This is a genomic window from Limimaricola sp. (assembly GCF_016125575.1).
Classification (GTDB): domain Bacteria; phylum Pseudomonadota; class Alphaproteobacteria; order Rhodobacterales; family Rhodobacteraceae; genus WGLM01.
Window position 1 is genome coordinate 696,842 of the sequence record NZ_WGLM01000005.1, and the last position, 26,611, is coordinate 723,452.

Sequence of the window (26,611 nt, forward strand, 5' to 3'; positions counted from 1 at the left end):
CTTGCTCCTTAATTCGCGGCAACCGCGTTCGACGCGGCGTAGTCGGCCAGCGAGGCCTGGACCTGCGTGCTCAGCCCATGCGTCGCCGGACCGATGATATCGGTGACCAGCGCCGGATAGACACCCAGCAGCAGCGTCATCGCGACCAGCGGGGCGAAGATCAGCTTCTCGCGCGCGTTCATGTCGGTGATCGACTTCAGGCTTTCCTTGATCAGGTCACCGAACACCACCCGGCGATAGAGCCACAGCGCGTAGGAGGCCGACAGGATCACGCCCGAGGTCGCGACCGCGGCCACCCAGGTATTGACCTGGAAGATGCCCATCAGCGTCAGGAACTCACCGATGAAGCCGCTGGTGCCGGGCAGGCCCACGTTGGCCATGGTGAAAAACATGAAGACCAGCGCATAGGCGGGCATCCGGTTCACCAAGCCGCCATAGGCGTCGATCTCGCGCGTGTGCATCCGGTCGTAGATGACGCCGACGCAGAGGAAGAGTGCGCCCGAGACAAAGCCATGGCTGAGCATCTGGAAGATCGCGCCATCAAGGCCCTGCTGGTTCATCGCGAAGATGCCCATCGTGACATAGCCCATGTGCGCGACCGACGAATAGGCGATCAGCTTTTTCATGTCTTCCTGCACCAGCGCGACCAGCGAGGTGTAGACGATGGCGATGGCGCTGAGCCACAGGACCAGCGGCCCCATCACCTCGGACCCCACGGGGAACATCGGCAGGCTGAACCGCAGGAAGCCGTAACCGCCCATCTTCAGCAGGATCGCGGCCAGCACGACCGACCCGGCGGTCGGCGCCTGCACGTGCGCGTCGGGCAGCCAGGTATGGACCGGCCACATCGGCATCTTCACCGCGAAACTTGCGAAGAACGCGAGCCAAAGCAGCGTCTGCATCCCACCATGGAAGTGCAGCCCCAGCAGATTGAAATCGGCGGAGGGGAACTTGTAGGTCATCAGCGTCGGGATGTCGGCGGTCCCGGCCATCGCGATCATCGCGACGATAGCCACCAGCATCAGCACAGAGCCCAGGAAGGTGTAGAGGAAGAACTTGAAGCTCGCGTAGATCCGGTCCTTGCCGCCCCAGATGCCGATGATCAGGAACATCGGGATCAGGCCCGCCTCGAAGAACAGGTAGAACAGCACGAGGTCCAGCGCCATGAAGACGCCGAGCATCAGCGTTTCCAGCACGAGGAAGGCGATCATGTATTCCTTCACGCGCGTTTCCACGTTCCAGCAAGCGCCGATGACCAGCGGCATCAGGAACGTGGTCAGCATCACGAAGAGAACAGAGATGCCATCGACCCCCATCTTGTAATGCAGGCCCAGCAGCCATGTCCGGTCCTCGACGAACTGAAAGCCGGCTTGATTGGGCTCGAACTCGAACAGGATGAAAAGCGAAATCAGGAACACCACAACGGTCGCGGCCAGTGCCACGCGCTTGGCGTTCATCTGCGCCGCGTGGTCGTCGCCGCGCAGGAACAGCGCCAGGATCGCGGCGGCCAGCAGCGGGATGAACGTGGTGATGGAAAGAATGCTGCTCATCACTGCGCCCCCCCAAGCGAGATGACCCCGGTGATCGAGATCCAGGTCAGGATCGCGGTGATGCCCAGCACCATGGCGAAGGCATAGGTGAAGATGTAGCCAGACTGCGCACGTCCTGCCAGGCGGGTCAGATAGGGCACGATGCCAAGGGCCACACCGTTGATGCCGCCGTCGATGATCTTGCCGTCACCCTCTTTCCACAGGAAGCGCCCCAGCGCCTTGACCGGCCGCACGAAGACAAAGTCGTAGATCTCGTCGAAATACCACTTGTTGAGCAGGAAGAGGTAAAGCGGTCGCTGCGCCTCTGCCAGCTTGGCAGGCAGGTCGGGCCGGCGGATATACATCTGGAAGGCCAGCAGGAAACCCGCCAGCATCGCGATGAACGGGCTGATCTTGACCCATGTCGGCGCCTCGTGCGCCGTCTCCAGCACGTGGTTGTCCGGGCCCATGAAGATCGCGCCCTGCAGGGCCGCGGCGGGTGCCTCGGCGGTGGTCTCGGCCGTCGTCTCGGCCTTGGCGCCACCCTCGGCGCTGGCGGCCTCGTGGGTTTCGGGCATCGCGAAGAAGGCGGTCATCTTGGCATGGTCACCGAAGAACGAATTGTACCAGACCATCCCCGAAAACGCCGCGCCAATCGCCAGCACACCCAGCGGGATCAGCATGTTCAGCGGGCTTTCATGCGCATGGTCATGCGTATGGGCGTTGCCCTTTTGCGGACCGTAGAAGGTCATGAACATCAGCCGCCAGCTGTAGAAGGCGGTGAAGGCCGCCGCGATGACCAGCGTCCAGAAGGCAAAGCCCGATCCACTGGCCCAAGCGCTTTCGATGATCGCGTCCTTCGACAGGAACCCGGCAAAGCCGATCGGCAGGCCGAAGATTTCTTTCGAGAACGGGATGCCAACGCCGGTGATCGCCAGCGTGCCGATCATCATCGCCCAGAAGGTGAAGGGGATCTTCTTGCGCAGGCCGCCGTAGTTGCGCATGTCCTGCTCGTGATGCATCGCGTGGATGACCGAGCCTGCACCGAGGAACAACATCGCCTTGAAGAAGGCGTGCGTCAGCAGGTGGAACATCGCCGCGCCATAGACGCCCGCGCCGGCGGCGACGAACATATAGCCCAGCTGCGAGCAGGTCGAATAGGCGATCACGCGCTTGATGTCGTTCTGCACAAGGCCGATGGTGGCCGCGAAGAACGCCGTCGCGCCGCCGATCCACAGGATCATTTCCTTGGCTTGCGGCGCGTATTCCATCAGCGGCGACATCCGGCAGACAAGGAACACGCCAGCCGTCACCATCGTGGCGGCGTGGATCAGCGCGGAAACAGGCGTGGGGCCTTCCATCGCGTCGGGCAGCCATGTGTGCAGGAACAGCTGCGCGGACTTGCCCATCGCGCCGATGAACAGCAGCACGCCCAGCAGGTTCGCGGCGTTCCACGTGGTCCAGAGGAAATGCAGGTCGGTCGTCGCCAGCTTGGGCGCCGCGGCAAAGACATCATCCATGCGGATCGAGTCGGTCAGGTAGAACAGGCCGAAGATGCCCAGCGCAAAGCCGAAATCGCCCACCCGGTTGACGACGAAGGCCTTGATCGCGGCGGCACTGGCCGAGGGCTTGCGATAATAGAAACCGATCAGCAGGTACGAGGCGAGGCCCACGCCCTCCCAGCCGAAGAACATTTGCACCAGGTTGTCGGCTGTCACCAGCATCAGCATCGCGAAGGTAAAGAGCGACAGGTAGGCGAAGAAGCGAGCCTTGTAGGTGCCCTGCTCGCCGAAGTTCTCGTCATGGGCCATGTAGCCGAACGAGTAGAGGTGGACGAGCGCCGAGACGGTGGTCACCACGATCAGCATGATCGCCGTAAGCCGGTCTAGGCGGATCGCCCAGGAGGTATCGAGGCTGCCGGACTGGATCCAGCGCAGGATCTCGATGTGCTGGGTCACACCGTCGAAGGACAGGAAGATGACCCACGACAGCAGGCACGACAGGAACAGAAGGCCCGTCGTCAGCCACTGGGCTGCCGTCTCGCCAATCCATTTCCAGCCGAAACCGGCGATGATGGCCCCGATCAGGGGGGCGAACAGGATGATCGTTGCCATGAAATTCAGCCCTTCATCACGTTGACGTCTTCAACGTCGATGGTTCCGCGCGTGCGGAAGAAGCAGACGAGGATTGCAAGGCCAATCGCGGCCTCCGCGGCGGCGACAGTCAGCACGAACAGGGTAAAGACCTGCCCCGCCAGATCGCCGAGATAGGCCGAGAAGGCCACGAAATTGATGTTCACCGCGAGCAGCATCAACTCGATGCTCATCAGCAGGATGATGATGTTCTTGCGGTTGAGGAACAGCCCGAAGATGCCAATGACGAACAGCGCCGCCGCCACCGTGAGGTAATGTTCAAGTCCGATCATCGGATCGCTTCCTTCCTTCCCGTTTCCCGGGCCACGCGCGTGCCCCGGCCCGGCATCAAAGCCCCTGACCGGGCTTGACGTCTTTCAGTTCCATGGCGAGGGCCGGGTCGCGCATCATCTGCGCGACGGGGCTTTGACGCTTGATGTCCACGCGGTGGCGCAGCGTCAGAACGATCGCCCCGATCATCGCCACCAGCAGGATCAGGCCCGCCAACTGGAACAGGATCAGGTATTTGTCATAAATCAGCATCCCCAGCGCGGCGGTGTTGGTGGCCGTGCCGACGGGCGCCAGAATCCGGCCCTGATAGCCGTCCGAAAAGCCCCACACGCCCAATGCCAGCGCCAGCTGCATCAGGATGATCACCCCGATCAGCAGCGCCAACGGCATGTATTTCGACATCTCGGCCTTCAGCTCGGCGAAATCGACGTCAAGCATCATCACGACGAACAGGAACAACACCGCGACCGCGCCCACGTAGACGATCATCAAAAGCATCGCCACGAATTCCGCACCCAGAAGCACGAACAGCCCCGCCGCCGACAGGAACGACAGGATCAGCCACAGCACCGAATGCACCGGGTTGCGACTGATCACGGTCATCAACCCGCCCAGAAGCGTACTGACGGCAAAGGCATAAAAGGTGAAGAGGACGACTGTCATGCGTCTGATTCCTTGTCGTTTTCTTCGTCAAGCACCTCGGTGGCCAGCGTCATTGCGCGGGTCATCGCCGGGATGCCGCCGAACATGCCCATCTGGGCAATGGTCTCGGCAATCTCCTGGCGCGTCGCGCCGGCCTCGGTCAGATGGCGCACGGTCAGGCGGATCTGCGCCTCGGCCTGTGCGCCCAGCACCGTCAGCCCCGCCAACGTCAGCAAAAGCCGCGTCTTGGCGTCCAGCCCTTGCGGGTTCAGTCCCTTGCCGAAGAACTGCTCCATCATCTCCTTGGGCATAGTCGGCCACAGCGCCTCGAACCCCTTGGGCGTCAGCGCGCCAAGGGCCGGGTTGAGCGCCTTGGCCCAATCCTGCCCCATCCGGGTCATCGCCGCGAAGAAGTCGGGATCGCTCATCGGTAGGGCGCGTCCAGTTCAAGGTTGCGGGCAATCTCGGATTCCCATCTGTCGCCGTTGGCCAGAAGCTTGGCCTTGTCGTAAAACAGCTCTTCGCGGGTCTCGGTCGAGAACTCGAAATTCGGCCCCTCGACGATGGCATCGACCGGGCAGGCCTCCTGGCAGAAGCCGCAATAGATGCATTTCGTCATGTCGATGTCGTAGCGCGTGGTGCGGCGGCTGCCGTCCTCACGCGGTTCGGCGTCGATGGTGATGGCCTGCGCGGGGCAGATCGCCTCGCAAAGCTTGCAGGCGATGCAGCGTTCCTCGCCGTTGGGATAGCGACGCAGGGCGTGTTCGCCCCGGAACCGCGGCGACAACGGGCCCTTCTCGTGCGGGTAGTTCACAGTAGCCTTGGGGGCGAAGAAGTATTTCATCCCCAGCTTGAAGCCGGCCAGAAAGTCCTGCAGCAGGAAGTATTTGGCGGCGCGGGTATAGTCGAACTGGCTCATCTCAGCCTCCCATCGCCCAGCGGGCCCAGAACCCGCCAAGAACTTCGAATTTCGCAAGGAACGCCACAAGCACGACCCAGGCCAGCGACATCGGCAGGAACACCTTCCAGCCCAGCCGCATCAGCTGGTCGTAGCGGTAGCGGGGCGTGATCGCCTTGACCATCGAGAAGATGAAGAAGGCAAAGGCCATCTTCAGCACCATCCACAGCACGCCGTCGGGCAGGCCGGGAATGGGCGACAGCCAGCCGCCAAGGAACAGCAGGCTGACCAGCGCGCACATCAGCACCACCGCCATCAGCTCGCCGATCATGAAGAGAAGGAAGGGCGTGCTGGAATATTCCACCTGGTAGCCCGCCACTAGTTCCGATTCAGCTTCCGGCAGGTCGAAGGGCGGGCGGTTCGTCTCGGCCAGCGCCGAGATGAAGAACAGGAACACCATCGGGAAATGTGGCAGCCAGTACCAGTTGAACAGGCCCCAGTTGCCCTTCTGCGCCGCGACGATATCGCCGAAGTTCATGCTGCCGGTCGAGATGATCACGCCGATGATGATCAGGCCAAGCGACACCTCGTAGGAGATCATCTGCGCTGCGGATCGAAGGCTGCCCAGGAACGGGTATTTCGAGTTCGACGCCCAGCCGCCCATGATCACGCCGTACACTTCCAGCGACGAGACCGCGAAGATGTAAAGAATCGCCACGTTGATATTGGCAACCTGCCAACCCGCGCTGAACGGGATCACTGCCCAGGCGATGACCGCCAGCACGAAGGAAATCATCGGCGCAAGAAAGAACACCGCCTTGTCGGCGCCCGCAGGCACCACGATTTCCTTGACGATGTACTTGAGGAAGTCGGCAAAGCTTTGCAGCAGGCCAAACACGCCCACCACGTTGGGCCCGCGCCGCATCTGCACGGCGGCCCAGATCTTGCGGTCAGCGTACATCAGAAAGGCCAACGCGACCAGCAGCGGGACCAGCACCAGCAGGCACTCGCCCAGTATCATCAGCACGATCCCGAGGTTCGTCTGGGTGAAGAAATGCACCATGGTCGTCCCCTTGGCCTTACACCGTTGGTATGTGCTGCGCGCCGCAATCGGCGACGGTCACTTCGGCGTCTATCGTTCGCGAGCCCTGAGGCAGGGCTGCCGAGATGGTGTAAACAGCATCCGCGCGCCAGATTCCAGCCTCTTCAGACACCTGAGTTCGTACATGTCGGGCAAAACCAAAGCCCCTGATCAACGTGTACTGTGCGGCTGCGCATTCCGCGTATTTCGTCACCGCCCGCGGATCGGAGGTGCCGCGCATCGCTACCTTGAACCGCACCAGATCGCCATCCAGAAGTTCGGTCCGGATGCCCATGTAGTCGGGTGAGCCCGACTGCGGGGTCGTCTGCGCCGGGTCTTGCGGCGCGGCACATCCCGCCAGCGCCAGCGCCAGTGCCACTGAAGCCACGCCACGCACCCCCGCCCTACTCTGCCGCCAGCCTCTGCCCGGCCCGTGCGGCGGCCGCCGCACTCAACTCCGCCATCAGGCGCGATGCGCGCGCGATCGGGTTGGTCAGGTAGAAGTCACGCAAAGCAGTGCGGAAATCAGCCTTGCCCAGCGTCGCCAGCGGCAGCGGCTGCCAGTCATTCTCGGGCACATCGTCGATCCGCGCGAGATGCGGATGCGCCGCGACCAGCGCCCGGCGAAGTTGCGCAAGGCTGTCCCAGGCAAGTGTCGCGCCCAGTTCCGCCGATAGCGCACGCAGAATCGCCCAGTTTTCCTTCGCCTCGCCCGGCGGGAAGCCGGCGCGGAGCGCCAGTTGTGGCCGCCCCTCGGTATTGACGAAAAGGCCGTTTTCTTCGGTATAAGCCGCAGCTGGCAGGATGATGTCGGCCCGGTGCGCCCCGCGGTCGCCGTGGCTGCCTTGATAAATCACGAAGGCCCCCGCGGCCACTTCAACTTCGTCGGCACCAAGGTTGAAAACCACCTCGGCCCCGTCCAGCGCGGCCTCCATGCCGCCCTCGGTCACGGCGCCGACATCCAGTGCCCCGACGCGCGAGGCGGCAATATGCAGGATCAGAAGGCCCGAATTGGAATTCTCGGCCAGCCGCATCGCATGGGCCAGCACCGCTACGCCATCGGCCTCGGTCAGCGCGCCCTGCCCCACGATCACCAGCGATTTCTTCGCCTTGGTCTCGTCGCTGATGCTCTGGTTGGAGAGCGTTTCCAGCGCGGCACGATCCGTGCCGACATGAACGTAGTCATAGGTCAGGTCCACCGCCGGGCCGACCACCCCGATCGTGGCGCCACGGCTCCACGCCTTGCGCAGGCGGGCGTTCAGCACCGGCATTTCGGTCCGCGGGTCGGTGCCGATCAGCTGGATCATCTCGGCGTCGTCGATATCCTCGATCCGCGCCGTGCCAACATAGGCCGAACGGTTACCGGCGGGCAGCTTTGCGCCATCGGTGCGGGATTCCACATGTCCGCCCATGCCTTCGATCAGCGCCTTGAGGCTGAAGGCCGCCTCGACCGGGGCCAGATCACCCACGAGGCCTGCCACCTTCTTGCCCTTCATTGCCGCCGCGGCTGCGGCCAGCGCCTCGCCCCAGCTTGCCTTGCGCAGCTTGCCGGCTTCGCGGATGTAGGGCACGTCAAGGCGCTGGCGCCGCAAGCCATCCCAGACAAACCGCGTCTTGTCGGAAATCCATTCCTCGTTCACGCCGTCATTGTTGCGCGGCAGGATGCGCATGACTTCGCGGCCCTTGGTATCAACACGGATATTGCTGCCCATCGCGTCCATCACGTCGATGGTCTCGGTCTTGGTCAGCTCCCAAGGCCGGGCGGTAAAGGCGTAAGGCTTGGACACAAGCGCGCCCACCGGGCACAGGTCGATGATGTTGCCCTGCAGGTTCGAGGCCAGCGTTTCGCCAAGATAGCTTGTAATCTCACTGTCCTCACCGCGGCCGGTCTGGCCCATCTGGGTGATGCCAGCAACCTCGGTGGTGAATCGCACACAGCGGGTGCAGGAAATGCAGCGCGTCATGTGCGTCTCGACCAGCGGGCCAAGATCCAGATCCTCGGCGGCGCGCTTGGCCTCGCGGAAGCGGCTGAAATCCACGCCGTAGGCCATTGCCTGATCCTGCAGGTCGCACTCGCCACCCTGATCGCAGATCGGACAGTCCAGCGGATGGTTGATCAGCAGGAATTCCATCACGCCCTCGCGGGCTTTTTTGACCATCGGACTGTTGGTCTTGACGACAGGCGGCTGTCCTTCCGGACCGGGCCGCAGGTCCTTGACCTGCATAGCGCAAGAGGCGGTCGGTTTGGGCGGGCCGCCCACGACCTCGACCAGGCACATCCGGCAGTTGCCCGCGATCGACAGCCGCTCGTGATAGCAAAAGCGCGGCACCTCGATCCCCGCGGCCTCGCAGGCCTGAATCAGGGTCATCGCCCCGGGCACTTCCAGTTCGTTGCCGTCGATGATGATTTTCTTCAGATCGGACATGGCCAGCCTATCGTTATCAGCGCCCAGGCGTCCGCGCCTGTTTGCGCAACCGTCGCGGGGTTCTAACGCGGCTCGTCGCGCGATGCCAGCCGTGATCATGCCGCACTGCCGCGAAAATCACGCCTTTTGGGCCCGCCACGCGCCTTAGCGTAACAGCCCGCCCAGCGTGGTGCCCGCCGCCATCTGCGCACGGCCGACCGCGCAATAGCTTTCGGCATCACCGTCGACCGTACCCAGATCGCGCAGCTGTGCGCGGCCCACGTCCTCCAGTCGCGCCTTCTCGGCCTTGTCTTTCACGTAGGCGTTGATCTCGTCGTCAGAATAGCCCAACGCGCGCGCCTGACGCTTGAGATCCTCAAGGTAGAAATAGCCGCGGATCATCCGCACCGAGAGGCTGGGGCACTTGTCCCCGATCTCGATAGCCATGCCTGCGGTGATCAGCCCGTCGCGGATCGCCGGCTGGTCTTTTAGCGGAATATCCGCCCGCGCCGCCGCGCCCATCGCCAGCACCGCCAGCACTGCAAATCCTGCCTGTTTCATCGCCTGCTCCATGGCTTTTCAGCCTTCGACATCGGCGCGCACGTGCTGTTATGCAATAACGCCCGGCTCTGCGGCGCCCGGCCAGCTCCAGTCGAAGGCCGCCGGCCCCGGACCTTCGGCGGAAAGCCGCGCCAGCCGCGCAAGCCCCTCTTCCAGCGTCGGGCGGTGGCCATCGGGCACCCACCACATCACGAAATGGTGTTCGCCCAGAACTTCGAACCATGCCGCACGACGGTCCAGAAAGCGGCGATGCAGGGTGTCGAAGACGAAACGGCGCAAGCTTGGCAGGTCGTCCCACACCGTGAGATTCGCCACGAATCGTGGATCGCCGCCGATCTTGGTCTCGGTATTGCCGGTGCCGGGCTCGCCCGAGCCCTCCATCATCCAGACGAAGCCGGGCATCCGTTTGCCCAGCCCGTTAACCTTGTCCAACGCCGCCATGAACTCGGCCACGCGCGGATCATCCGTGTCGGCCACCAGCCGCCCGATGTTCAACTCGGCAAGGTGCATTTCGGCGCCCTTCTTCTGGCCTCAAATACTCCCGGGGGGAGCGCGCCAGCGCGGGGGGCGGAGCCCCCCTACTCGGCTGCGATGGCCGTGCCGCGCTTGTGCTTGATACGGTCCTCGATCTCGTCGCGGAATTGGCGGATCAGGCCCTGGATCGGCCAGGCCGCGGCATCGCCCAGCGCGCAGATCGTGTGGCCCTCGACCTGCTTGGTCACGTCGAACAGCATGTCGATTTCCTCGATGCTGGCATCACCCGTCACCAGCCGCTCCATCACCCGCATCATCCAGCCGGTGCCTTCGCGGCAAGGCGTGCACTGGCCGCAGCTTTCATGCTTGTAGAACTTCGCCAGCCGCCAGATCGCCTTCACCATGTCGACAGACTGGTCCATCACGATCACCGCCGCGGTGCCAAGGCCTGAGCGCTGCTCGCGCAGCCAGTCGAAATCCATGATCGCGTCGTCCATTTGCTCGGCGCGCAGCACCGGCACCGACGACCCACCCGGGATCACCGCCTTGAGGTTCTTCCAGCCACCGCGGATACCACCGCAATGCTTGTCGATCAGTTCCTTGAACGGGATCGACATTGCCTCTTCCACGACACAAGGATTGTTGACGTGGCCCGAGATGGCGAAAACCTTGGTGCCGGTGTTGTTGGGCCGGCCGAACCCCGCAAACCACGTGGCGCCACGACGCAAGATCGTCGGCACGACAGCAATCGATTCGACGTTGTTGACCGTGGTGGGGCTGCCGTAAAGGCCGGAGCCTGCCGGGAATGGCGGCTTCATCCGCGGCATGCCCTTCTTGCCTTCGAGGCTTTCCAGAAGGGCGGTTTCCTCGCCGCAGATATAGGCGCCCGCGCCGTGGTGCAGGTAAAGGTCGAAATCCCAGCCCGACTTGCAGGCGTTCTTGCCGATCAGGCCGGCGTCATAGGCTTCGTCGATGGCGGCCTGCAGGGCCTCCTTCTCGCGGATGTATTCGCCGCGGATGTAGATGTAGCAGGCATGCGCCCCCATCGCGAAGGACGCGATCAGGCACCCTTCGACCAGCGTATGCGGGTCGTTGCGCATGATCTCGCGGTCCTTGCAGGTGCCCGGCTCGGATTCGTCGGCATTGACCACGAGGTAGGCCGGACGCCCGTCGCTTTCCTTCGGCATGAAAGACCATTTCAGCCCGGTCGGGAAGCCCGCGCCGCCGCGCCCGCGCAGCCCGCTGGCCTTCATCTCGGTGACGATCCAGTCGCGCCCCTTGGCGAGGATTTCCTTCGTGCCGTCCCACTGGCCGCGGGCCAGCGCCCCTTTCAGGCTGCGGTCGTGCATCCCGTAGAGGTTGGTGAAGATACGGTCCTGATCCTTGAGCATCGTCTAGTCCTCGTCGTTCCGGCGTGCGCGCCAGAGCTGATATGTCAACCACAGGGCCCAGATGAACCCCGCAAGCGCAATGAGGTCAAACAGCGCACGCGTCCGGTTGTCCAGCCCCAACCAGCCACCAATCGCCGTTGCGGCGATCCAGAACAGGCCGACCCCGGCCATGACCAAAGCCGCGCGGCGCCCGGCGCGCGCCGTGGATGTGTCCGTCATGCGTCCTTCTCCCGTCGTCCCGCGGGGGCGGAAGCTCTACCTGTCAGTAGACATCGCCCTTCTTCACGCGGCCGGAAAACTCCGTCTCGCCCCCGGAGGCAAGAACCTTGGCCTGATCGACCCAGCGGTCACGGCTGACCCGGCCCTTGAAGCCTTCGAGGTTTTCATCGACCCAAGCTACCTCTGTCGCCGTCCAGCCGGCGATCTGGTCGAAATGCCAAACGCCCATGCCATTGAGCATCTGCGCAAGGCGCGGCCCGATGCCGCGGATCATCTTCAGGTCGTCGCCCGTGGTGCCCTCGCGTGGGCCACTCAGCATCTCGGGCTTGGTCTGCGGCGTGTTCGCGGCAGGGGCAGGCGCAGCGGCAGGGGCAGGTGCCGGTTCGGGTGCCGGTGCAGGCGCTGCAGGCGCTGCCGGTGCAGGCGTGGGGGCCGCTTGTGCCGGGGCCACCACGGCGTCATGCCCGCCAGACTGGCGCGCCTTCACCTCGTTCAATGTCGGCAGCTTGCCGCAGAACATCGCCTTGAACAGCAAACCGCCAAACACCAGCACGAGCAGGCCCACGAAAATGGCCTGCGTCCATGCGAATCCGCCCAGAAGCACCAGCAGGACAACCGCCAGAACACCGGTCAGCCCACTCATCACGAAGCACCCAAGGGTGCAACGCAGATTACCTGTCGTCTGTCCCATCGCGTCTTCCTCCTCAGTCGCGCAAGCGGCGGGCCGCCGGCCGGGCAGACCCCCGTTGCGCCCTTCTTAGAGGATTTCGGACCTGTCGCACAATCATTCTGACACGGTCCGCGCCCGTTGGCCCGAATCGTTGCGCGAGTGTCGCGCGCCGCCTCAGCCCTTGGCGAGGACCGTCGCCTGCGCGATCCAGTCATCCCGGGTGATCCGTCCCTTGAAGGTCAGCCGGGCATCAACCCAGCAGATTTCGGCAGGACCCCAGGATGCGATCTGCTCGTAGTGCCAGATACCAAGGTCGTTCAGCATCTTTTCCAGCTTCGGCCCGACACCCGAGATCTTCTTGAGATCATCCGCCCCGCCCGCGCGAGGGCCTTTCAGCAGCGCGGGCTCGGCCTCGGGCACCTCGGCAATCGCAACGTCGGCGGGTGCGGGTTTCGCAGCCGCTTTCGGAGCCGCCTTGGGTGCCGCCTTGGCAGCGGGCTTCGCGGCCTTCGACGGACCGTCGCGCCACGGCGCGCGCAGCGGCACCTCGGTACCGTCAATGCGCTTGAGCGTGTCACCAACCTCGACCGCCAGCGTCGCGCTGGCATTTAGCGGCGCACGGCCGGCCGCGTGGTCGGCCAACGATGTCAGGCCCGATTTCGGCTCGGACCCGTAGCGCCCGTTCTGCGGACCGGGCACCGGTACCTTGCCCTCGGCCATCTCGTCGATGATCTCGGCCAGACGCGCAACGGTCAGATCCTCGTAGTAATCCTTGCCAATCTGGGCCATCGGCGCGTTGGCGCAGGCGCCAAGGCATTCCACCTCTTCCCAGCTGAACTTGCCATCGGCCGACAGCTGGTGCGCCTTCGGCGCGATCTTTTCCTTGCAAACGCCGATAAGGTCTTCGGCACCACAGATCATGCACGACAGCGTACCGCAGACCTGAATATGCGCCACGCTGCCCACCGGCTGAAGCTGGAACATGAAGTAGAATGTTGCCACCTCCAGCGCGCGGATATGCGCCAGACCCAGCATGTCGGCGACATATTCGATGGCCGGACGGCTCAGCCAGCCTTCCTGCTCCTGCGCGCGCCAGAGCAGCGGGATGATCGCGCTGGCCTGACGGCCCTCTGGATACTTCGCGATCTGCGCCTCGGCCCATGCAAGGTTGGCGGGCGTAAAGGCAAAGGATTCGGGCTGGTCAGGGTGCAGGCGGCGCAGCATCGGTCTAGGCTCCGGGCGTTCAGGGGGGCGCAGGCCCACGGCCCCGCCCCCGATGGTCAGTCTCTTGTTTGGGCTCAGCTACAGCCGTTGCCCACCAGTTTCATCGTGCCGTCCGGTTCAAGCGTCACTTCGCCGGCAGCGTAAAGGGCGGCAACAGCAGCCTTGACCTCTTCGGCGGTCAGGCCGGACGCCTTTTGAACCGCGTCGCCATTCTGCACGGTCACAACACAGCCCGCGTCCACGATCGCGGCACGCAGCTTGTCGGCGGGCGCCTCGTCGGCCCGGGCAAGAACCGGCATCATCGCGCTCAGCACGGCGATGGCGAGGGTCGGGGCAAGTTTCAATTTCATCTCGGTCGTTCCTGTTCTCGTTCGCGCTCCGGTGCAGCGCCGGGGTCTTTCCGGTTGTTCCGCATATGGGTCAAACCGGTTTGATAACCAATATCAACGTCCCCGCGCCGCCCTACTAGCGGTCAATCTCGCCGAACACCACGTCGAGCGAGCCGATGATCGCGGCGACATCGGCCAGCTGATGGCCGGAGGCCACATGGTCCATCGCCTGAAGGTGAAGGTAGCCCGGCGCGCGCAGCTTGGCGCGGTACGGCTTGTTGGTGCCATCGGCCACGAGGTAGACGCCGAACTCGCCTTTTGGCGCTTCGACCGCGGCATAGACTTCGCCCGCGGGCACGTGGAATCCTTCGGTGTACAGCTTGAAGTGATGGATCAGCGCCTCCATCGAGGTTTTCATCTCGCCGCGTGTTGGCGGTGCCATCTTGCCGCGGGCCATCACCTCGCCCTTTTCCACCCGCAGCTTGGCGCAGGCCTGCCGGATGATGTGGGTCGACTGACGCATCTCTTCCATCCGGCACAGGTAGCGATCATAGCAGTCGCCGTTCTTGCCGACCGGAATCTGGAACTCGAACTCGTCATAGCACTCGTAAGGCTGCGCGCGCCGCAGGTCCCAGGCCAGACCCGAACCGCGCACCATCACGCCCGAAAAGCCCCATTCCTGAATCTCGGTCTCATTGACCACGCCGATATCGACGTTGCGCTGCTTGAAGATGCGGTTCTCGGTCAGCAGACCGTCGATGTCGTCCAGCACCTTGGGGAATTCCACCGCCCATTGATCGATATCCTCGACCAATTGATCGGGCAGGTCTTGATGCACACCGCCGGGACGGAAATAGGCCGCGTGCAGGCGCGCGCCGCAGGCCCGTTCATAGAACACCATCAGCTTCTCGCGTTCCTCGAAGCCCCAGAGCGGCGGTGTCAGCGCGCCCACGTCCATGGCTTGCGTGGTGACGTTCAGCAGGTGGTTCAGCACCCGGCCAATCTCGGAGTAAAGCACTCGGATCAGGCTGGCGCGGCGCGGCACCGGCGTGCCGGTCAGCTTCTCGATCGCCAGGCACCAGGCATGTTCCTGGTTCATCGGCGCCACGTAATCGAGCCGGTCGAAATAGGGCAGGTTCTGCAGGTAGGTGCGGCTTTCCATCAGCTTTTCGGTGCCGCGATGCAGCAGGCCGATATGCGGATCGCAGCGTTCCACGATCTCGCCGTCCAGCTCCAGCACAAGGCGCAGCACGCCGTGCGCGGCGGGGTGCTGCGGCCCGAAGTTGATGTTGAAGTTGCGGATCTTCTGCTCGCCCGTCTGCGCGTCGGTCGAGCCGTCGTCGTAAGTGTTGACCCGGATATCGCCGTCCATCATGCGCGTGTCCTCGCTAGGCTGTCCTGCCACTGGGTCGGCAAAGTGCCGACATTCGCGGCGACCCATTCGTATTGCGGCCGCAAGCGGGTGACCGCCAGCGCCGCGAGTTCGTCATCCATCCGTGCCGCGATGCCTTCGTGCACGCGGGCGGCATTGGGCGCGGTGTGCGCGATCCCCAGAAAATCGCAGATCCCGCCCCAGCCCTCCGGGTCGTACATCCGCTCGGTGAAGGCGATCTTCAACGCGCCCTCGGGCACCGCACGGCGCAGCTTCTCGATTGCCGCAACATAATCGCCTCGACTGGCAAGATCGGCATGCCCCGCGCCGCGGCCAAAGGCGCGCAGACGGTTGTTGGCGGCCTCATCGAAACTTTCCGTCTCGCCCGGCGCGCGCTTGACCATCATCCGGATATGCGACCAGAGCCGCGCCAGCGGGTCGCGTACAAGGTAGATCACCTTGGCGACCGGGCGCAGCGCCAGCATTCGGGCGAACAGCCCCTCTTCGACCAGCGCATAACTAGGGGTCATGTCGGCCACCACGCGCGCCTCGCCAGCGCCATTCGACAGCCAGCGCCAATAGGCGGCATCGGACTCGGCCGTGCGGTCGGTGCCAAGCACCCCGATCAGCCCTTCCATCGCCTGCACCTGCCGGTCGAGGTTGGCAGCGCGGGCCGCGTTACCGTTCACCGCCGCGCGCGCGGCGTCACGCGCCAACTCGGCTTGGCGGCGGCGCAGGTTGCGGATCTGTCCCGCCTGCGCGTTCGGCGCGAAGGTGTCCCAGTAATGGGCCTCCTTCACCGCGGGCACATGGGCCTGCGGATGCGCGCGCAGGGCGGCGAAAAGCCAGGTCGTCCCGGCCTTGGTCGCGCCGACGCAGTAAAGAAGGGCGGGATCGGCCACGCCTCAGGCTTTCTTCTCGTCGCCGGGAAGGATGTATTTCGCGCCTTCCCAGGGGCTCATGAAATCGAACTGGCGATATTCCTGCACCAGCTTGACCGGCTCGTAGACCACGCGCTTGAGCGCCTCGTCATAGCGCACCTCGGTATGGCCGGTCGTCGGGAAGTCCTTGCGCAGCGGATGCCCGCGAAAGCCATAGTCGGTCAGGATGCGGCGCAGGTCGGGATGGCCCGAGAACAGGATGCCGAACATGTCGAACACTTCGCGTTCGAACCAGTTGGCGCTGGGATGAACCGAGGTGATCGAGGGCACCATCTCGTCCTCGCGGACGGCCACGCGCAGGCGGATGCGGTGGTTCTGGTACATCGACAGGAAATGGTAGACCACGTCGAAGCGGCGGGCGCGGCCGGGATGATCGACGGCGGTGATGTCGACCAGCGACGAGAACAGACAGGCCGGATCGGCCTGCAGGAACTCGACGAAGTCGACCAGCGCCGAGGGGGCGACATCGACGGTCAGCTCGCCGAAGGCCACGTCCCACGACAGCACGCTGTCCTTGCGCTTGGCTTCCAGCAGCGCGCCCAGATCGGTCAGCGCGGCGGTTTTCGGGTCGGCCATCTGGGTTACCTCACGATCGTGCCGGTGCGGCGGATCTTGCGCTGCAACTGCAGGATTCCATAAAGCAGCGCCTCGGCCGTGGGCGGGCAGCCCGGCACGTAGACATCGACCGGGACGATCCGGTCACAGCCCCGCACCACCGAATAGCTGTAGTGATAATAGCCGCCGCCATTGGCGCAGGAGCCCATCGAGATGACGTAGCGCGGTTCCGGCATCTGGTCGTAGACTTTGCGCAGCGCCGGGGCCATCTTGTTGGTCAGCGTGCCTGCGACGATCATCAGGTCCGACTGCCGCGGAGAGGCGCGCGGCGCGGTGCCGAAACGTTCGAGGTCGTAACGCGGCATCGAGGTATGCATCATCTCGACCGCGCAGCAGGCCAGCCCGAACGTCATCCAGTGAAGCGAGCCGGTGCGCGCCCAGTTGATCATGTCGGCGGTCGAGGTGACGAGGAAGCCCTTGTCCTGCAACTCGGTATTCAACGCGCGGGCGGCCACGTCCATGTCGGCCCCGGCGGTGTTGGTGCCAGCCATTACTGCCATTCCAGCGCCCCCTTCTTCCACTCGTAGGCAAAGCCGATGGTCAGGACCGCAAGGAACACCATCATCGACCAGAAGCCGACCATGCTGACATCCTTGAACGCCACCGCCCAGGGAAACAGGAACGCCACCTCGAGGTCGAAGATGATGAACAGGATCGACACGAGGTAGAACCGCACGTCGAACTTCATCCGTGCGTCGTCGAAGGCGTTGAAGCCGCATTCATAGGCCGAAACCTTTTCCGGATCGGGGTTGCGCACCGCCACGATGGCGGCGGCCAGAACCAGGATCGCGCCCAGCGCGATGGCGAGCCCGAGGAAGATGATGATCGGAAGGTAGTTTGTGCTGATGGCGTGCACGGCGGCTTGTCCTTTCGGCAACACGTATCGCGGCGGCGGCCCGGCTAGGGCCAGTCTGGCCGACATCCGGGGGTTTAGCCCTGCCCTTTGCCGGGGTCAACCGAAGCCATGCCGCACCCGGTGGGTTTCCGGGCCCTGAAAATGCGCAGTGCCTAGCGGTTGCGCGTCTCCCACCAGACGGTCAGCACGGCGGCCAGCATCATCGCGGCAACCGGGCCCCAAAGATTGCGCTCGGGCAAAGACGGGCTGGCGAGATTGGCAACCAGCGTCAGCACCCCGAAGAGCGCCACCACCCAGATGAAACGCGGCGGGGCCAGCGGATGGCGCCCGATGCCCGCGCGCCCTGCCACCACGAGGGCAAACCACAGCAGGATAAAGGCCTGCGCAAAGGCTGCAACGCGCAAATCGGGCGTCAGCACACCCGGCACTGCGCCGCCCATCGTGTAGCTGCCCCATGGCGCGCCAAAAGCCAGCGACAGCTGGAACAGGGCCACCACACCGGCCAGCCCGACATAGACCCAGCCCATCGCCCGCAGCATCAGCGCCCCCAGCCCGGCTTGCGCCGGTCAAAGAAGGCGGCAATCCCCTCGGCCGCCTCGGCGCTTTCCCAGCGCTCCACCAGCGCTGCGATGCTGGCCTCGATCATCGCCTCGTCCACGCGCGGGGCCAGGGCGCGGACCAGCCGCTTGGCCGCCGCCGCCGCGCCCGGCGCGGCCGCCAAATGCGCGGCGACCTCATCTTCCACCGCAGCCTCCAGCCCGTCGGGCGGCAGCGCGCGGGCGACAACACCCAGCCGCACCGCCTCGGCCGCGTCGAAAAGCCGGCCCGACAGCATCACCCGCCGCGCCATCGCCGGGCCGATCCGGGCCAGCACGTAAGGCCCGATGGTCGCCGGGATCAGGCCAAGGCGCACCTCCGTCAGGCCGAACCGCGCAGATTCGGCGGCCAGCGCCACGTCGCAGACGCAGGCAAGCCCCACGCCGCCGCCGAAGGCATCGCCGTGGATCGCCCCGATCAGCGGCTGCGGCAGCGTGTCGAGCGCGCGCAGCATCATCGCCAGCCGCCGCGCCTCGGCCGCGCGGGCAGGCCCGTCCGCCGCCATCTGCGCGCGCATCCAGCCCAGATCGCCCCCGGCGCAGAACGCCGCCCCCTCGGCCGCCAGGACCACCACGCGCACGGCCGGATCGGCGCCGAGTTGCGCTGCCGCCTGCGTGAGTTCGCCGATCATCGCAGCGTCCATCGCGTTGCGCTTCTCGGGCCGCCGCAGCACCAGCCGCGCCACGCCCCGCCCGTCGATGTCGAGTGCCAGGGTATCCATCACGCGGCCCCCGCCCGCGCCGCGGCGCGCAGCGCGCGCGCCATCTCGGCCGCCCGCGCCAGTGCCGCGCGGTCGACCCCGGTGACGTAGCCCAGCGCCTCGACCCGGTCGACCAGCGCCTCGGTCGCCAGGTTGCCCGGCGCGCCGGGAGCGAAGGGGCAGCCGCCAAGCCCCCCCGCCGCGCCGTCGAAGGTGCGCAGGCCCATTTCCAGCGCCACCTCGACATTCTCCAACGCCTTGCCTCCGGTATCGTGGAAATGGCCGGCCAGCTGTTCCGGCGGAGCCACCTCCATCACAGCGCGCAACATCGCGGCCACCGTCTCGGGCCGGCCCTTGCCGATGGTGTCGCCCAGCGACAGCGGCATCGGCGCGACCGCGCGCAGCAGTTCGGCGGCGTGCGCCACGGCGGCGGGCGGCGTCGGGCCGTCATAGGGGCAATCGGTCACGCAGGAAATGTAGCCGCGCAGGGCAAACCCGGCCTCCAGCGCGGCGGCGGCGACGGGCGCCAGCCTTTCCACGCTTTCGGCGATGGAACAGTTGAGGTTGGCACGCGAAAACCCTTCCGAGGCCGAGATGAACACCGCCACCTCGTCGGGCACCTGCGCCAGCGGGGCACAGGCCGCGCGAAACGCCTCCCACCCCACCCTATTGGGGATCAGCACGCCAAGGCGCGCCGGGAAATCATAGCTGATCCCCTCCATCACCCGCGCGGTATCGGCCATCTGCGGCACGCGCCGGGGGCTGACGAAAGAGCCGATCTCGATCGCGGGAAGGCCCGCCGCGCCCAGTGCGTCGATCAGCGCGACCTTGCCTTGCACCGGGATCACGCCCGGTTCGTTTTGCAAGCCGTCACGCGGGCCCACCTCGTAGATATGGACCTGCTCGGTCATGCCCCCGGCTCCAGTTCCACCAGCAGCGCGCCGGCTGTCACCTGCTCGCCCGCGCGGACCACGACGCGGGCGACCGTGCCGTCGCGGGGGGCGCGCAAGACATGTTCCATCTTCATCGCCTCCAGCACGGCGACGCGCTGGCCCAGAACCACGCTGTCGCCCTCGGCGACGGCAACCTCGCGCACAAGGCCGGGCATCGGCGCCAGCACGGCATCGCCGCCTGCCACGTCGACTCCCTGCGCCAGCGGATCGACCAGCGCCACGACATGGCCCGTCGCGGGAAAGGTCACGCGGTCGCCATGCTGCAGGCCGCGCAGGGCGCGCACCCCGTCGAAGCGCCAGCCGTCGCGGCCGCGCCGCGCGGCAACGGTCCGGTCCCCGATGACCAGGTCATGCGCGTCGGGCCCCTGCGCGCGGATTACCACCGTCACCGCCCGCCCCTCCGCCATCACCTCGACCGCGCGGTCAAGCGGCGCCCAGAGGGTGAAGCCGGTCAGCGGGTCGGCGGCCTGGTCCAGCCCGGTCAGCATCAGCACCGCCTGCGCCAGCGCGCCGGGCGTCAGCGGCGGCAGGGCGACAAGGCGGTCCAACCCGCGGCCGATCAGCCCGGTATCGAGGCGGGCGGCGACGAAATCGGCATCTGCTGCCAGCGCGCGCAGGAACGGCAGGTTGGTGACGGTGCCGGCCACTTCCGTTGCGGCCAACCCTTCGGCCAGCCGCGCCAGCGCGGTCTCGCGGTCCGGCCCATGGGCGATCAGCTTGGCGATCATCGGGTCGTACCATGGGCTGATCGTGTCGCCCGGCCCCACCGCGCTGTCGGCACGCAGCCCCGGCGGAAAGGTCAGGTGCGCGAGCCGCCCGGTGGCCGGCAGAAAGCCCGCGGGCACATCCTCGGCGTAAAGCCGCGCCTCGATCGCGTGTCCGTCAAGGCGCACCTCGTCCTGCGTCAGCGGCAGGCCCTCGCCCGCCGCGACGCGCAATTGCCATTCGACAAGGTCTAGTCCGGTCACCGCCTCGGTGACCGGGTGTTCGACCTGAAGCCGCGTGTTCATCTCCATGAACCAAAAGCCGTCGGGCCGCAGGCCATCGCTACCATCGACGATGAACTCGACCGTCCCCGCCCCGGCATAGCCGATCGCCTCGGCGGCGCGGACGGCCGCCTGCCCCATCGCCGCGCGGACCTCGGCCGTCATGCCGGGCGCGGGCGCCTCCTCGATCACCTTCTGGTGGCGGCGTTGCAGCGAGCAGTCGCGTTCATAAAGATGAATGGCCTTCGTGCCGTCGCCGAACACCTGCACCTCGATATGCCGGGGCCGGGTCACGAATTTCTCAACCAGCACGGCCTCGTTGCCGAAGGCGGCGCGTGCCTCGGCCCGGGCGCTGGCCAGCGCCTCGGCGAACTCCCCCGGCCGTTCGACCAGCCGCATCCCCTTGCCGCCGCCGCCCGCCACCGCCTTGATCAGGACGGGATAGCCGATGGCGGCGGCCTCGGACGCCAGCCGCGCAGGGTCCTGATCGGCGCCGTGATAGCCCGGCACCACCGGCACGCCGGCCGCGGCCATCAGCCGTTTCGCCGCGTCCTTCAGCCCCATCGCGCGAATCGCCGTCTCGGACGGGCCGATGAAGATCAGCCCGGCCTCGGCCACCGCCGCGACGAAATCGGGATTCTCGGACAGAAAGCCATAGCCCGGATGGATCGCCTCAGCCCCCGTCTGCAGCGCGGCGGCGATAATGGCCTCGCCGCGAAGGTAGCTTTCCGCGACGGGCGCGGGGCCGATCCGCACGGCGGTGGTCGCGTCCGCGACGTGCAAGGCCTCGGCATCGGCATCGGAATGGACGGCAACCGTCTCGATCCCCAGCCTGTCGCAGGTGTGGATGATCCGGCGCGCGATCTCGCCGCGGTTGGCGATCAGGATGCGGCGGAACATGGGCGCCCTCCCGGAATTGCGGTGGAGGGGGCGCTGCCCCCGCGCGCGTGCCGCGCGCCCCCCGGAGTATTTCGGGCAAGATGAAGCCGCATCGCCGCCCTCACATGCGGAACACGCCGAAGCGCGTCTCGGGGATGGGCGCGTTGCAGGCGGCGGCGAGGCTGAGGGCCAACACCGCGCGGCTGTGGCGCGGGTCGATGATGCCGTCGTCCCAGAGCCGCGCGGAAGCATAAAGCGGGTGGGATTGCTCGGCGAACTGGGCGATGACAGGGGCCTTGATGGCATCCTCCTCGGCGGGCGAGAGGACTTTTCCTGCGCGTTCCAGCGCCTCGCGGCGCACGGTGGCCAGCACGCCCGCGGCCTGTTCTCCGCCCATCACGGCAGTGCGGGAATTCGGCCAAGTCCAGACAAAGTTCGGGCTGTAAGCCCTTCCTGCCATGCCATAGTTCCCGGCCCCGAAGGACCCGCCGACGATTAGCGTGATCTTTGGCACGGCGGTGGTGGCAACCGCGGTGACCATCTTGGCGCCGTGCCGCGCGATGCCCTCGTTCTCGTATTTGCGGCCCACCATGAAGCCGGTGATGTTCTGCAGGAAGACCAGCGGGATGCGGCGCTGGCTGCACAACTCGACGAAATGGGCGCCCTTCTGGGCGGCCTCGGAAAACAGCACGCCGTTATTGGCGATAATGCCGCAAGGCCAGCCGTCGATATGGGCAAAGCCCGTGACCAGCGTCTCGCCGAAGCGGGCCTTGAACTCGTCCAGCCGCGAGCCGTCCACGATCCGCGCGATCACCTCGCGGATGTCGTAGGGCGTGCGCAGGTCAGCAGGGACTATGTCAAGCAGGTCAGCCGGATCGCGGGTGGGCGGTTCCGGCGGTTCCCGCGTGACGCCCGGCGGAGTTTGCGCAGCCAGCGAAGCGATGGCCTGCCGCGCCAGCGCCAGCGCGTGGGCGTCGTCGCGGGCAAGGTAATCGGCCACGCCGGACAGGCGCGTGTGCACGTCGCCGCCGCCCAGATCCTCGGCGCTGACGATCTCGCCGGTGGCGGCCTTCACCAGCGGCGGACCCGCCAGAAAGATCGTGCCCTGGTCCTGAACGATGATCGACACGTCCGCCATCGCCGGGACATAGGCGCCCCCGGCCGTGCAGGAGCCCATGACAACGGCGATCTGGGCGATGCCCTTCGCCGACATCTGCGCCTGGTTGTAGAAGATGCGCCCGAAATGGTCGCGGTCGGGGAACACCTCGTCCTGGTTGGGCAGGTTGGCGCCGCCGCTGTCGACAAGGTAGATGCAGGGAAGTGAACATTGCGCCGCAACCTCTTGCGCACGCAGGTGTTTCTTGACGGTCATCGGATAGTAGGTGCCGCCCTTCACGGTGGCGTCGTTGCACACAACCATCACCTGCCGTCCGTGCACCCGGCCCACGCCACAGATCAGCCCCGCGCCCGGCGCCGCGCCGTCATACATGCCATGCGCCGCCGTCGCGCCGATCTCAAGGAAAGGCGCGCCGGGGTCGAGCAGCGCCGCGACCCTGTCGCGCGGCAGCATTTTGCCACGCGCGACATGCCGGGCGCGCGCGGCCTCGCCGCCGCCGGCGGCGGCGGCTTGCGCGGCCTCAGCGACCTGGTGAAGGGCCTGCAGATGCGCGGAGCGGTTGGCCGTGGTGTCTTCCGGTGGCGGTGTCATGGCCGCTCTCCCCGGTCCTGCGGGGCTGCGACCACAACCTGCCGTCCGCGCGCCGCCAATCCGTTCCAAAGCATGCCGGCCAGCCAGCCGACAGCGACGAGAACCACCACCAGCAGCGCCAGTGTCACGGTGCCAAGCTCGGCACCCGCGGCGGCGTAGACCAGCGCCAACACTGCCGCGGTCAGCCCAACGATCATCAAGATCCCGGCCTTGACGCCGCCGGGATCGGTCGTGCTGGCCTCCAGCCGCAGCGGCGTGCCGCAGCCGGGACAGGCCACCACATCCTGCGGGCCGCGCGGCAAGGGCGCGCCGCCGCGATAGGCCACGTAAAGCGGTTGCAACGCGGCGCAGGACGGGCAGCGGCGTTTGGCCAGACGGGTGATCCAGCCGGTCATTGGCCCGCCTCGCTGCAAGCCATCGCCTTGAGATCCTTGCGGATGATCTTGCCCGTCACCGTCATCGGCAGTGCATCGAGAAATGTGATTTCCCTTGGATAGGAATGCCTTGCAAGGCGTTCCTTCACGAAATCCTGCAACGCGCGGGCAAGGTCGGCATCGGCGGCGACGCCGGCCCGCGGCACGACGTAGGCCTTGACGATCTCGGTGCGCAGCGCGTCGGGCTTGCCCACCACGCCGACGGTGGCGACGGCGGGGTGGCGCAGCAGGCAATCTTCGATTTCCGAGGGGCCGATACGGTAGCCGGCCGAGGTGATCACGTCATCCTCGCGGCCGACGAAGCGCAGGAAATCGCCCTCCCACTGGCCACGATCGCCGGTCAGCATCCAGTCGCCGCGATATTTCTCGGCGGTGGCCTCGGGCCGGTTCCAGTAGCCCAGCATCATCGAGGCCCCGCCGCGCCGCACAGCTATGTCGCCCTCGCCGTCGCAGGGCTGGCCCGCACCGTCCAGCACCGCCAATTCATAGCCCGGCACGGCCTGCCCGATGCAGCCGGGGCGGGCTGGAAACATCGCGGCGCAGGAGGTGGCGACCATGTTGCATTCGGTCTGGCCATAGAACTCGTTGATGGTCAGGCCCAGCGCGTCGCGCCCCCAATCCAGCATCTCGGCCCCCAGCGGCTCGCCCCCCGAGGCGACCGAGCGCAGGCCCGGCAGGCGCGCACCCTCGGCCTTCAGCATGCGCAGCGCGGTTGGCGGGAAAAACACATTCCGGACAGTGCTTTCACGGACGATCCTCAGGCAGTCTTCAACCGTGAAGCGCGGCATGCGCGCGGCCACCACCGGCACGCCGAGCGCCAGCCCCGGCATCAACACGTCGAACAGCCCGCCGATCCAGGCCCAGTCGGCGGGGGTCCAGAGCCGGTCGTCCTGCTGGCCCAGAAAGTCGTGGCTGGCCTCGACCCCCGGTAGGTGGCCGGTGAGTATCTGGTGGCCATGCAGCGCGCCCTTGGGTGCGCCGGTGGTGCCGGAGGTGTAGATCAGCACCGCGGGGTCCTCGGGGCCGGTATCGGCCGTCTGGCACTGGCCCTGCGGCAGCGGCGCCTCTTCCGGCACCAGCACCGGCCCGCCCCAGGCCGCCAGCCCCGGATGCCCCTCGACATCGCCGATAACCAGCGCCGCCCCGGAATCATTCAACCGGGTCAGCAGCGCGTCGGGGCCGAAAAGCTTAAAGAGCGGGATCGAGATCGCGCCCAGCTTCCACACCGCCAGATGCGCCGCCGCCGTCCAGGCCGACTGGCTGCGCAAAACGCCCACACGCGCGCCCCGCGTGATGCCCCGCCCGGCCATCGCCAGCGCCAGCGCGTCGGCCATTGCGCGCAGGCCGGCATTGCTGACATCGCCCAGCACGGGGTCGAGGATGGCCAGCCGATCCGGATCCCGCGCGGCCCAGTCATCGCAGGCCTGCGCGGCCATGTTGAGCCGGGCGGGCAGCGCCCAGTCGAACCCGGCGCGCAAAGCGGCCCATGAGGGGGCGGGCTGCAGCATTACCCCATCGCCCCCATCAACTCGCGCCCGATCAGCATCCGGCGGATCTCGGACGTGCCCGCGCCGATCTCCATCAGCTTGGCGTCGCGGAACAGCCGCGCGACGGGCGCATCGGCCAGGAACCCCGCGCCGCCCAGCGCCTGCACCGCCTGGTGCGCCTGCACCATCGCCTGCTCGCTGGCGAAAAGGCAGCAGGCGGCGGCATCCTGACGGGTCACCGTGCCGCGGTCGCAGGCGCGCGCCACCTCGTAGACATAGGCCCGTGCGGCGTTCATCGCGGTGTACATGTCGGCAATCTTGCCCTGCATCAGCTGGAAACTGCCCACCGGCTGGCCGAACTGGCGGCGAGTGGCGACGTAGGGCATCACCTCGTCCAGACAGGCCGCCATGATGCCCAGTCCGATGCCCGCCAGCACGACGCGTTCGTAATCGAGGCCCGACATCAGGACGCGCACACCGCGCCCCTCCTCGCCCAGCACGTTCTCGAACGGCACCGCGACATCGTCAAAGATCAGCTCGGCGGTGTTCGAGCCGCGCATCCCCAGCTTGTCGAAATGCGGGCTGGTAGAGAAACCGGTCATCGACTTCTCGATCAGGAAGGCGGTGATGCCCTTGGCGCCCGCCTGCGGGTCGGTCTTGGCATAGACGACCAGCGTGTCGGCATCGGGGCCGTTGGTGATCCAGTACTTGCTGCCATTCAGGCGGTAATGATCGTTGCGCCGCTCGGCGCGCAGGGTCATGGACACCACGTCGCTGCCCGCGCCGGCCTCGGACATGGCCAGCGCGCCCACATGGGTGCCCGCAACCAGCCCCGGCAGGTAGCGCCGCTTCTGCGCCTCGGTGCCGTTCAGCGAAATTTGGTTGACGCAAAGGTTCGAATGCGCCCCGTAGGACAGCGAGACCGAGGCCGAGGCGCGCGCCACCTCCTCCACCGCCACGACATGGGCGAGGTATCCCATGCCCGCGCCGCCGTAATCCTCGGGCACGGTGACGCCCAGCAGGCCCAGCGCGCCCATCTCGGGCCAAAGCTCTGGCGGAAAGGCGTTGTTGCGGTCGATCTCGGCGGCCAGTGGCGCGACCCGCTCTTGCGCCCAGGCGTGGACCATGTCGCGCAGCGCGTTCACCTCTTCGCCAAGGTCGAAGCGCATGGATGCTGTGAACATGGGCCTCCCTCCCCGGCGGTTGGCCCGATCCTGTGCCGGGCCGCCGGGAAGGT

General features: G+C 66.3%; 29 protein-coding genes. All 29 read right to left on the reverse strand.

Annotation, left to right across the window (positions count from 1 at the left end; all coding sequences use genetic code 11):
- Nucleotides 1–8 precede the first annotated feature (8 nt).
- Nucleotides 9–1,550 (reverse strand): NADH-quinone oxidoreductase subunit M, encoded by a 1,542-nt coding sequence (locus GC146_RS14905; protein WP_291840359.1) that lies wholly within the window; start codon nt 1,548–1,550, stop codon nt 9–11.
- On the reverse strand, nt 1,550–3,643 hold the full coding sequence (gene nuoL / locus GC146_RS14910) for an NADH-quinone oxidoreductase subunit L (RefSeq protein WP_291840360.1): 2,094 nt from the start codon (nt 3,641–3,643) through the stop codon (nt 1,550–1,552). The genes GC146_RS14905 and nuoL overlap by 1 nt, the downstream gene beginning before the upstream one ends.
- Before the next feature lie 5 nt (nt 3,644–3,648).
- A complete protein-coding gene (gene nuoK, locus GC146_RS14915) occupies nt 3,649–3,954 on the reverse strand; it encodes an NADH-quinone oxidoreductase subunit NuoK (protein ID WP_291840362.1) in 306 nt (101 codons plus the stop codon).
- A gap of 55 nt (nt 3,955–4,009) precedes the next feature.
- Nucleotides 4,010–4,615, reverse strand: a complete 606-nt coding sequence (locus tag GC146_RS14920; RefSeq protein ID WP_291840364.1) for an NADH-quinone oxidoreductase subunit J — start codon at nt 4,613–4,615, stop codon at nt 4,010–4,012.
- Nucleotides 4,612–5,022 (reverse strand): carboxymuconolactone decarboxylase family protein, encoded by a 411-nt coding sequence (locus GC146_RS14925; protein ID WP_291840366.1) that lies wholly within the window; start codon nt 5,020–5,022, stop codon nt 4,612–4,614. The genes GC146_RS14920 and GC146_RS14925 overlap by 4 nt, the downstream gene beginning before the upstream one ends.
- The gene (nuoI, locus tag GC146_RS14930; RefSeq protein WP_291840368.1) at nt 5,019–5,513 is read right to left on the reverse strand and encodes an NADH-quinone oxidoreductase subunit NuoI; all 495 of its coding nucleotides are present in this window, start codon (nt 5,511–5,513) and stop codon (nt 5,019–5,021) included. Before nuoI ends, GC146_RS14925 begins: the two co-directional genes overlap by 4 nt.
- Before the next feature lies 1 nt (nt 5,514).
- On the reverse strand, nt 5,515–6,555 hold the full coding sequence (nuoH, locus tag GC146_RS14935; RefSeq protein ID WP_291840371.1) for an NADH-quinone oxidoreductase subunit NuoH: 1,041 nt from the start codon (nt 6,553–6,555) through the stop codon (nt 5,515–5,517).
- 16 nt (nt 6,556–6,571) lie between these two features.
- Nucleotides 6,572–6,934, reverse strand: a complete 363-nt coding sequence (locus GC146_RS14940; protein ID WP_291840763.1) for a hypothetical protein — start codon at nt 6,932–6,934, stop codon at nt 6,572–6,574.
- Between the two features lie 43 nt (nt 6,935–6,977).
- Entirely contained in the window at nt 6,978–8,999 is a 2,022-nt protein-coding gene (gene nuoG / locus GC146_RS14945; protein WP_291840373.1) for an NADH-quinone oxidoreductase subunit NuoG, read from the reverse strand.
- Between the two features lie 144 nt (nt 9,000–9,143).
- Nucleotides 9,144–9,539, reverse strand: coding sequence for a DUF5333 domain-containing protein (locus GC146_RS14950; RefSeq protein ID WP_291840375.1), 396 nt, complete (start codon nt 9,537–9,539; stop codon nt 9,144–9,146).
- Nucleotides 9,540–9,587: 48 nt separating this feature from the next.
- Nucleotides 9,588–10,049 carry a DUF3291 domain-containing protein gene (locus tag GC146_RS14955; protein WP_291840377.1) on the reverse strand — a complete coding sequence of 154 codons (462 nt, stop codon included), beginning with the start codon at nt 10,047–10,049 and terminating at the stop codon, nt 9,588–9,590.
- A gap of 68 nt (nt 10,050–10,117) precedes the next feature.
- Complete coding sequence (nuoF, locus tag GC146_RS14960) at nt 10,118–11,404, reverse strand: NADH-quinone oxidoreductase subunit NuoF (RefSeq protein WP_291840378.1); 1,287 nt, start codon at nt 11,402–11,404, stop codon at nt 10,118–10,120.
- Nucleotides 11,405–11,407: 3 nt separating this feature from the next.
- Nucleotides 11,408–11,623: a DUF5337 domain-containing protein gene (locus GC146_RS14965; RefSeq protein WP_291840380.1), complete on the reverse strand. Its 216-nt coding sequence runs from the start codon at nt 11,621–11,623 to the stop codon at nt 11,408–11,410.
- 43 nt (nt 11,624–11,666) lie between these two features.
- Nucleotides 11,667–12,314 carry a hypothetical protein gene (locus tag GC146_RS14970; protein ID WP_291840382.1) on the reverse strand — a complete coding sequence of 216 codons (648 nt, stop codon included), beginning with the start codon at nt 12,312–12,314 and terminating at the stop codon, nt 11,667–11,669.
- A 153-nt stretch (nt 12,315–12,467) separates the two neighbouring features.
- Nucleotides 12,468–13,517: an NADH-quinone oxidoreductase subunit NuoE gene (nuoE, locus tag GC146_RS14975; RefSeq protein ID WP_291840384.1), complete on the reverse strand. Its 1,050-nt coding sequence runs from the start codon at nt 13,515–13,517 to the stop codon at nt 12,468–12,470.
- 74 nt (nt 13,518–13,591) lie between these two features.
- Nucleotides 13,592–13,867 carry a hypothetical protein gene (locus GC146_RS14980; protein ID WP_291840386.1) on the reverse strand — a complete coding sequence of 92 codons (276 nt, stop codon included), beginning with the start codon at nt 13,865–13,867 and terminating at the stop codon, nt 13,592–13,594.
- Nucleotides 13,868–13,982: 115 nt separating this feature from the next.
- Nucleotides 13,983–15,221, reverse strand: coding sequence for an NADH-quinone oxidoreductase subunit D (locus GC146_RS14985; protein WP_291840388.1), 1,239 nt, complete (start codon nt 15,219–15,221; stop codon nt 13,983–13,985).
- Entirely contained in the window at nt 15,218–16,120 is a 903-nt protein-coding gene (locus tag GC146_RS14990; protein WP_291840390.1) for a sulfotransferase, read from the reverse strand. Before GC146_RS14990 ends, GC146_RS14985 begins: the two co-directional genes overlap by 4 nt.
- Nucleotides 16,121–16,123: 3 nt before the next feature.
- On the reverse strand, nt 16,124–16,735 hold the full coding sequence (locus tag GC146_RS14995; protein WP_291840392.1) for an NADH-quinone oxidoreductase subunit C: 612 nt from the start codon (nt 16,733–16,735) through the stop codon (nt 16,124–16,126).
- A gap of 5 nt (nt 16,736–16,740) precedes the next feature.
- Nucleotides 16,741–17,265, reverse strand: coding sequence for an NADH-quinone oxidoreductase subunit B (locus tag GC146_RS15000; RefSeq protein ID WP_291840766.1), 525 nt, complete (start codon nt 17,263–17,265; stop codon nt 16,741–16,743).
- A complete protein-coding gene (locus tag GC146_RS15005) occupies nt 17,265–17,630 on the reverse strand; it encodes an NADH-quinone oxidoreductase subunit A (protein ID WP_291840393.1) in 366 nt (121 codons plus the stop codon). Before GC146_RS15005 ends, GC146_RS15000 begins: the two co-directional genes overlap by 1 nt.
- A 152-nt stretch (nt 17,631–17,782) precedes the next feature.
- A complete protein-coding gene (locus GC146_RS15010) occupies nt 17,783–18,169 on the reverse strand; it encodes a hypothetical protein (RefSeq protein ID WP_291840395.1) in 387 nt (128 codons plus the stop codon).
- Nucleotides 18,169–18,951, reverse strand: coding sequence for a crotonase/enoyl-CoA hydratase family protein (locus GC146_RS15015; protein ID WP_291840397.1), 783 nt, complete (start codon nt 18,949–18,951; stop codon nt 18,169–18,171). Before GC146_RS15015 ends, GC146_RS15010 begins: the two co-directional genes overlap by 1 nt.
- Nucleotides 18,948–19,838, reverse strand: a complete 891-nt coding sequence (locus GC146_RS15020) for a hydroxymethylglutaryl-CoA lyase (RefSeq protein WP_291840399.1) — start codon at nt 19,836–19,838, stop codon at nt 18,948–18,950. Before GC146_RS15020 ends, GC146_RS15015 begins: the two co-directional genes overlap by 4 nt.
- Nucleotides 19,835–21,766: a biotin carboxylase N-terminal domain-containing protein gene (locus GC146_RS15025; RefSeq protein WP_291840401.1), complete on the reverse strand. Its 1,932-nt coding sequence runs from the start codon at nt 21,764–21,766 to the stop codon at nt 19,835–19,837. The genes GC146_RS15020 and GC146_RS15025 overlap by 4 nt, the downstream gene beginning before the upstream one ends.
- 100 nt (nt 21,767–21,866) lie before the next feature.
- Nucleotides 21,867–23,453 (reverse strand): carboxyl transferase domain-containing protein, encoded by a 1,587-nt coding sequence (locus tag GC146_RS15030; protein WP_291840403.1) that lies wholly within the window; start codon nt 23,451–23,453, stop codon nt 21,867–21,869.
- The gene (locus tag GC146_RS15035; protein ID WP_291840405.1) at nt 23,450–23,848 is read right to left on the reverse strand and encodes a hypothetical protein; all 399 of its coding nucleotides are present in this window, start codon (nt 23,846–23,848) and stop codon (nt 23,450–23,452) included. Before GC146_RS15035 ends, GC146_RS15030 begins: the two co-directional genes overlap by 4 nt.
- Nucleotides 23,845–25,395, reverse strand: coding sequence for an AMP-binding protein (locus tag GC146_RS15040; protein ID WP_291840407.1), 1,551 nt, complete (start codon nt 25,393–25,395; stop codon nt 23,845–23,847). The genes GC146_RS15035 and GC146_RS15040 overlap by 4 nt, the downstream gene beginning before the upstream one ends.
- Entirely contained in the window at nt 25,395–26,558 is a 1,164-nt protein-coding gene (locus tag GC146_RS15045; RefSeq protein WP_291840410.1) for an isovaleryl-CoA dehydrogenase, read from the reverse strand. The genes GC146_RS15040 and GC146_RS15045 overlap by 1 nt, the downstream gene beginning before the upstream one ends.
- Nucleotides 26,559–26,611 lie beyond the last annotated feature (53 nt).

Coding starts and splice junctions, on each gene's coding strand:
- GC146_RS15035 (WP_291840405.1), bottom strand. CDS start 23,848: ATGACCGGCTGGATCACCCGTCTGGCCAAACGCCGCTGCCCGTCCTGC.
- GC146_RS14925 (WP_291840366.1), bottom strand. CDS start 5,022: ATGAGCGATCCCGACTTCTTCGCGGCGATGACCCGGATGGGGCAGGAT.
- GC146_RS14970 (WP_291840382.1), bottom strand. CDS start 12,314: ATGGGACAGACGACAGGTAATCTGCGTTGCACCCTTGGGTGCTTCGTG.
- nuoL (WP_291840360.1), bottom strand. CDS start 3,643: ATGGCAACGATCATCCTGTTCGCCCCCCTGATCGGGGCCATCATCGCC.
- nuoI (WP_291840368.1), bottom strand. CDS start 5,513: ATGAGCCAGTTCGACTATACCCGCGCCGCCAAATACTTCCTGCTGCAG.
- GC146_RS15025 (WP_291840401.1), bottom strand. CDS start 21,766: ATGTTCCGCCGCATCCTGATCGCCAACCGCGGCGAGATCGCGCGCCGG.
- GC146_RS15045 (WP_291840410.1), bottom strand. CDS start 26,558: ATGTTCACAGCATCCATGCGCTTCGACCTTGGCGAAGAGGTGAACGCG.
- GC146_RS14980 (WP_291840386.1), bottom strand. CDS start 13,867: ATGAAATTGAAACTTGCCCCGACCCTCGCCATCGCCGTGCTGAGCGCG.
- nuoE (WP_291840384.1), bottom strand. CDS start 13,517: ATGCTGCGCCGCCTGCACCCTGACCAGCCCGAATCCTTTGCCTTTACG.
- GC146_RS14985 (WP_291840388.1), bottom strand. CDS start 15,221: ATGATGGACGGCGATATCCGGGTCAACACTTACGACGACGGCTCGACC.
- GC146_RS15030 (WP_291840403.1), bottom strand. CDS start 23,453: ATGACACCGCCACCGGAAGACACCACGGCCAACCGCTCCGCGCATCTG.
- GC146_RS14955 (WP_291840377.1), bottom strand. CDS start 10,049: ATGCACCTTGCCGAGTTGAACATCGGGCGGCTGGTGGCCGACACGGAT.
- GC146_RS14905 (WP_291840359.1), bottom strand. CDS start 1,550: ATGAGCAGCATTCTTTCCATCACCACGTTCATCCCGCTGCTGGCCGCC.
- GC146_RS15040 (WP_291840407.1), bottom strand. CDS start 25,395: ATGCTGCAGCCCGCCCCCTCATGGGCCGCTTTGCGCGCCGGGTTCGAC.
- nuoG (WP_291840373.1), bottom strand. CDS start 8,999: ATGTCCGATCTGAAGAAAATCATCATCGACGGCAACGAACTGGAAGTG.
- GC146_RS14950 (WP_291840375.1), bottom strand. CDS start 9,539: ATGAAACAGGCAGGATTTGCAGTGCTGGCGGTGCTGGCGATGGGCGCG.
- nuoK (WP_291840362.1), bottom strand. CDS start 3,954: ATGATCGGACTTGAACATTACCTCACGGTGGCGGCGGCGCTGTTCGTC.
- GC146_RS15020 (WP_291840399.1), bottom strand. CDS start 19,838: ATGACCGAGCAGGTCCATATCTACGAGGTGGGCCCGCGTGACGGCTTG.
- GC146_RS14920 (WP_291840364.1), bottom strand. CDS start 4,615: ATGACAGTCGTCCTCTTCACCTTTTATGCCTTTGCCGTCAGTACGCTT.
- GC146_RS15000 (WP_291840766.1), bottom strand. CDS start 17,265: ATGGCTGGCACCAACACCGCCGGGGCCGACATGGACGTGGCCGCCCGC.
- nuoF (WP_291840378.1), bottom strand. CDS start 11,404: ATGCTCAAGGATCAGGACCGTATCTTCACCAACCTCTACGGGATGCAC.
- nuoH (WP_291840371.1), bottom strand. CDS start 6,555: ATGGTGCATTTCTTCACCCAGACGAACCTCGGGATCGTGCTGATGATA.
- GC146_RS15010 (WP_291840395.1), bottom strand. CDS start 18,169: ATGCTGCGGGCGATGGGCTGGGTCTATGTCGGGCTGGCCGGTGTGGTG.
- GC146_RS14965 (WP_291840380.1), bottom strand. CDS start 11,623: ATGACGGACACATCCACGGCGCGCGCCGGGCGCCGCGCGGCTTTGGTC.
- GC146_RS14995 (WP_291840392.1), bottom strand. CDS start 16,735: ATGGCCGACCCGAAAACCGCCGCGCTGACCGATCTGGGCGCGCTGCTG.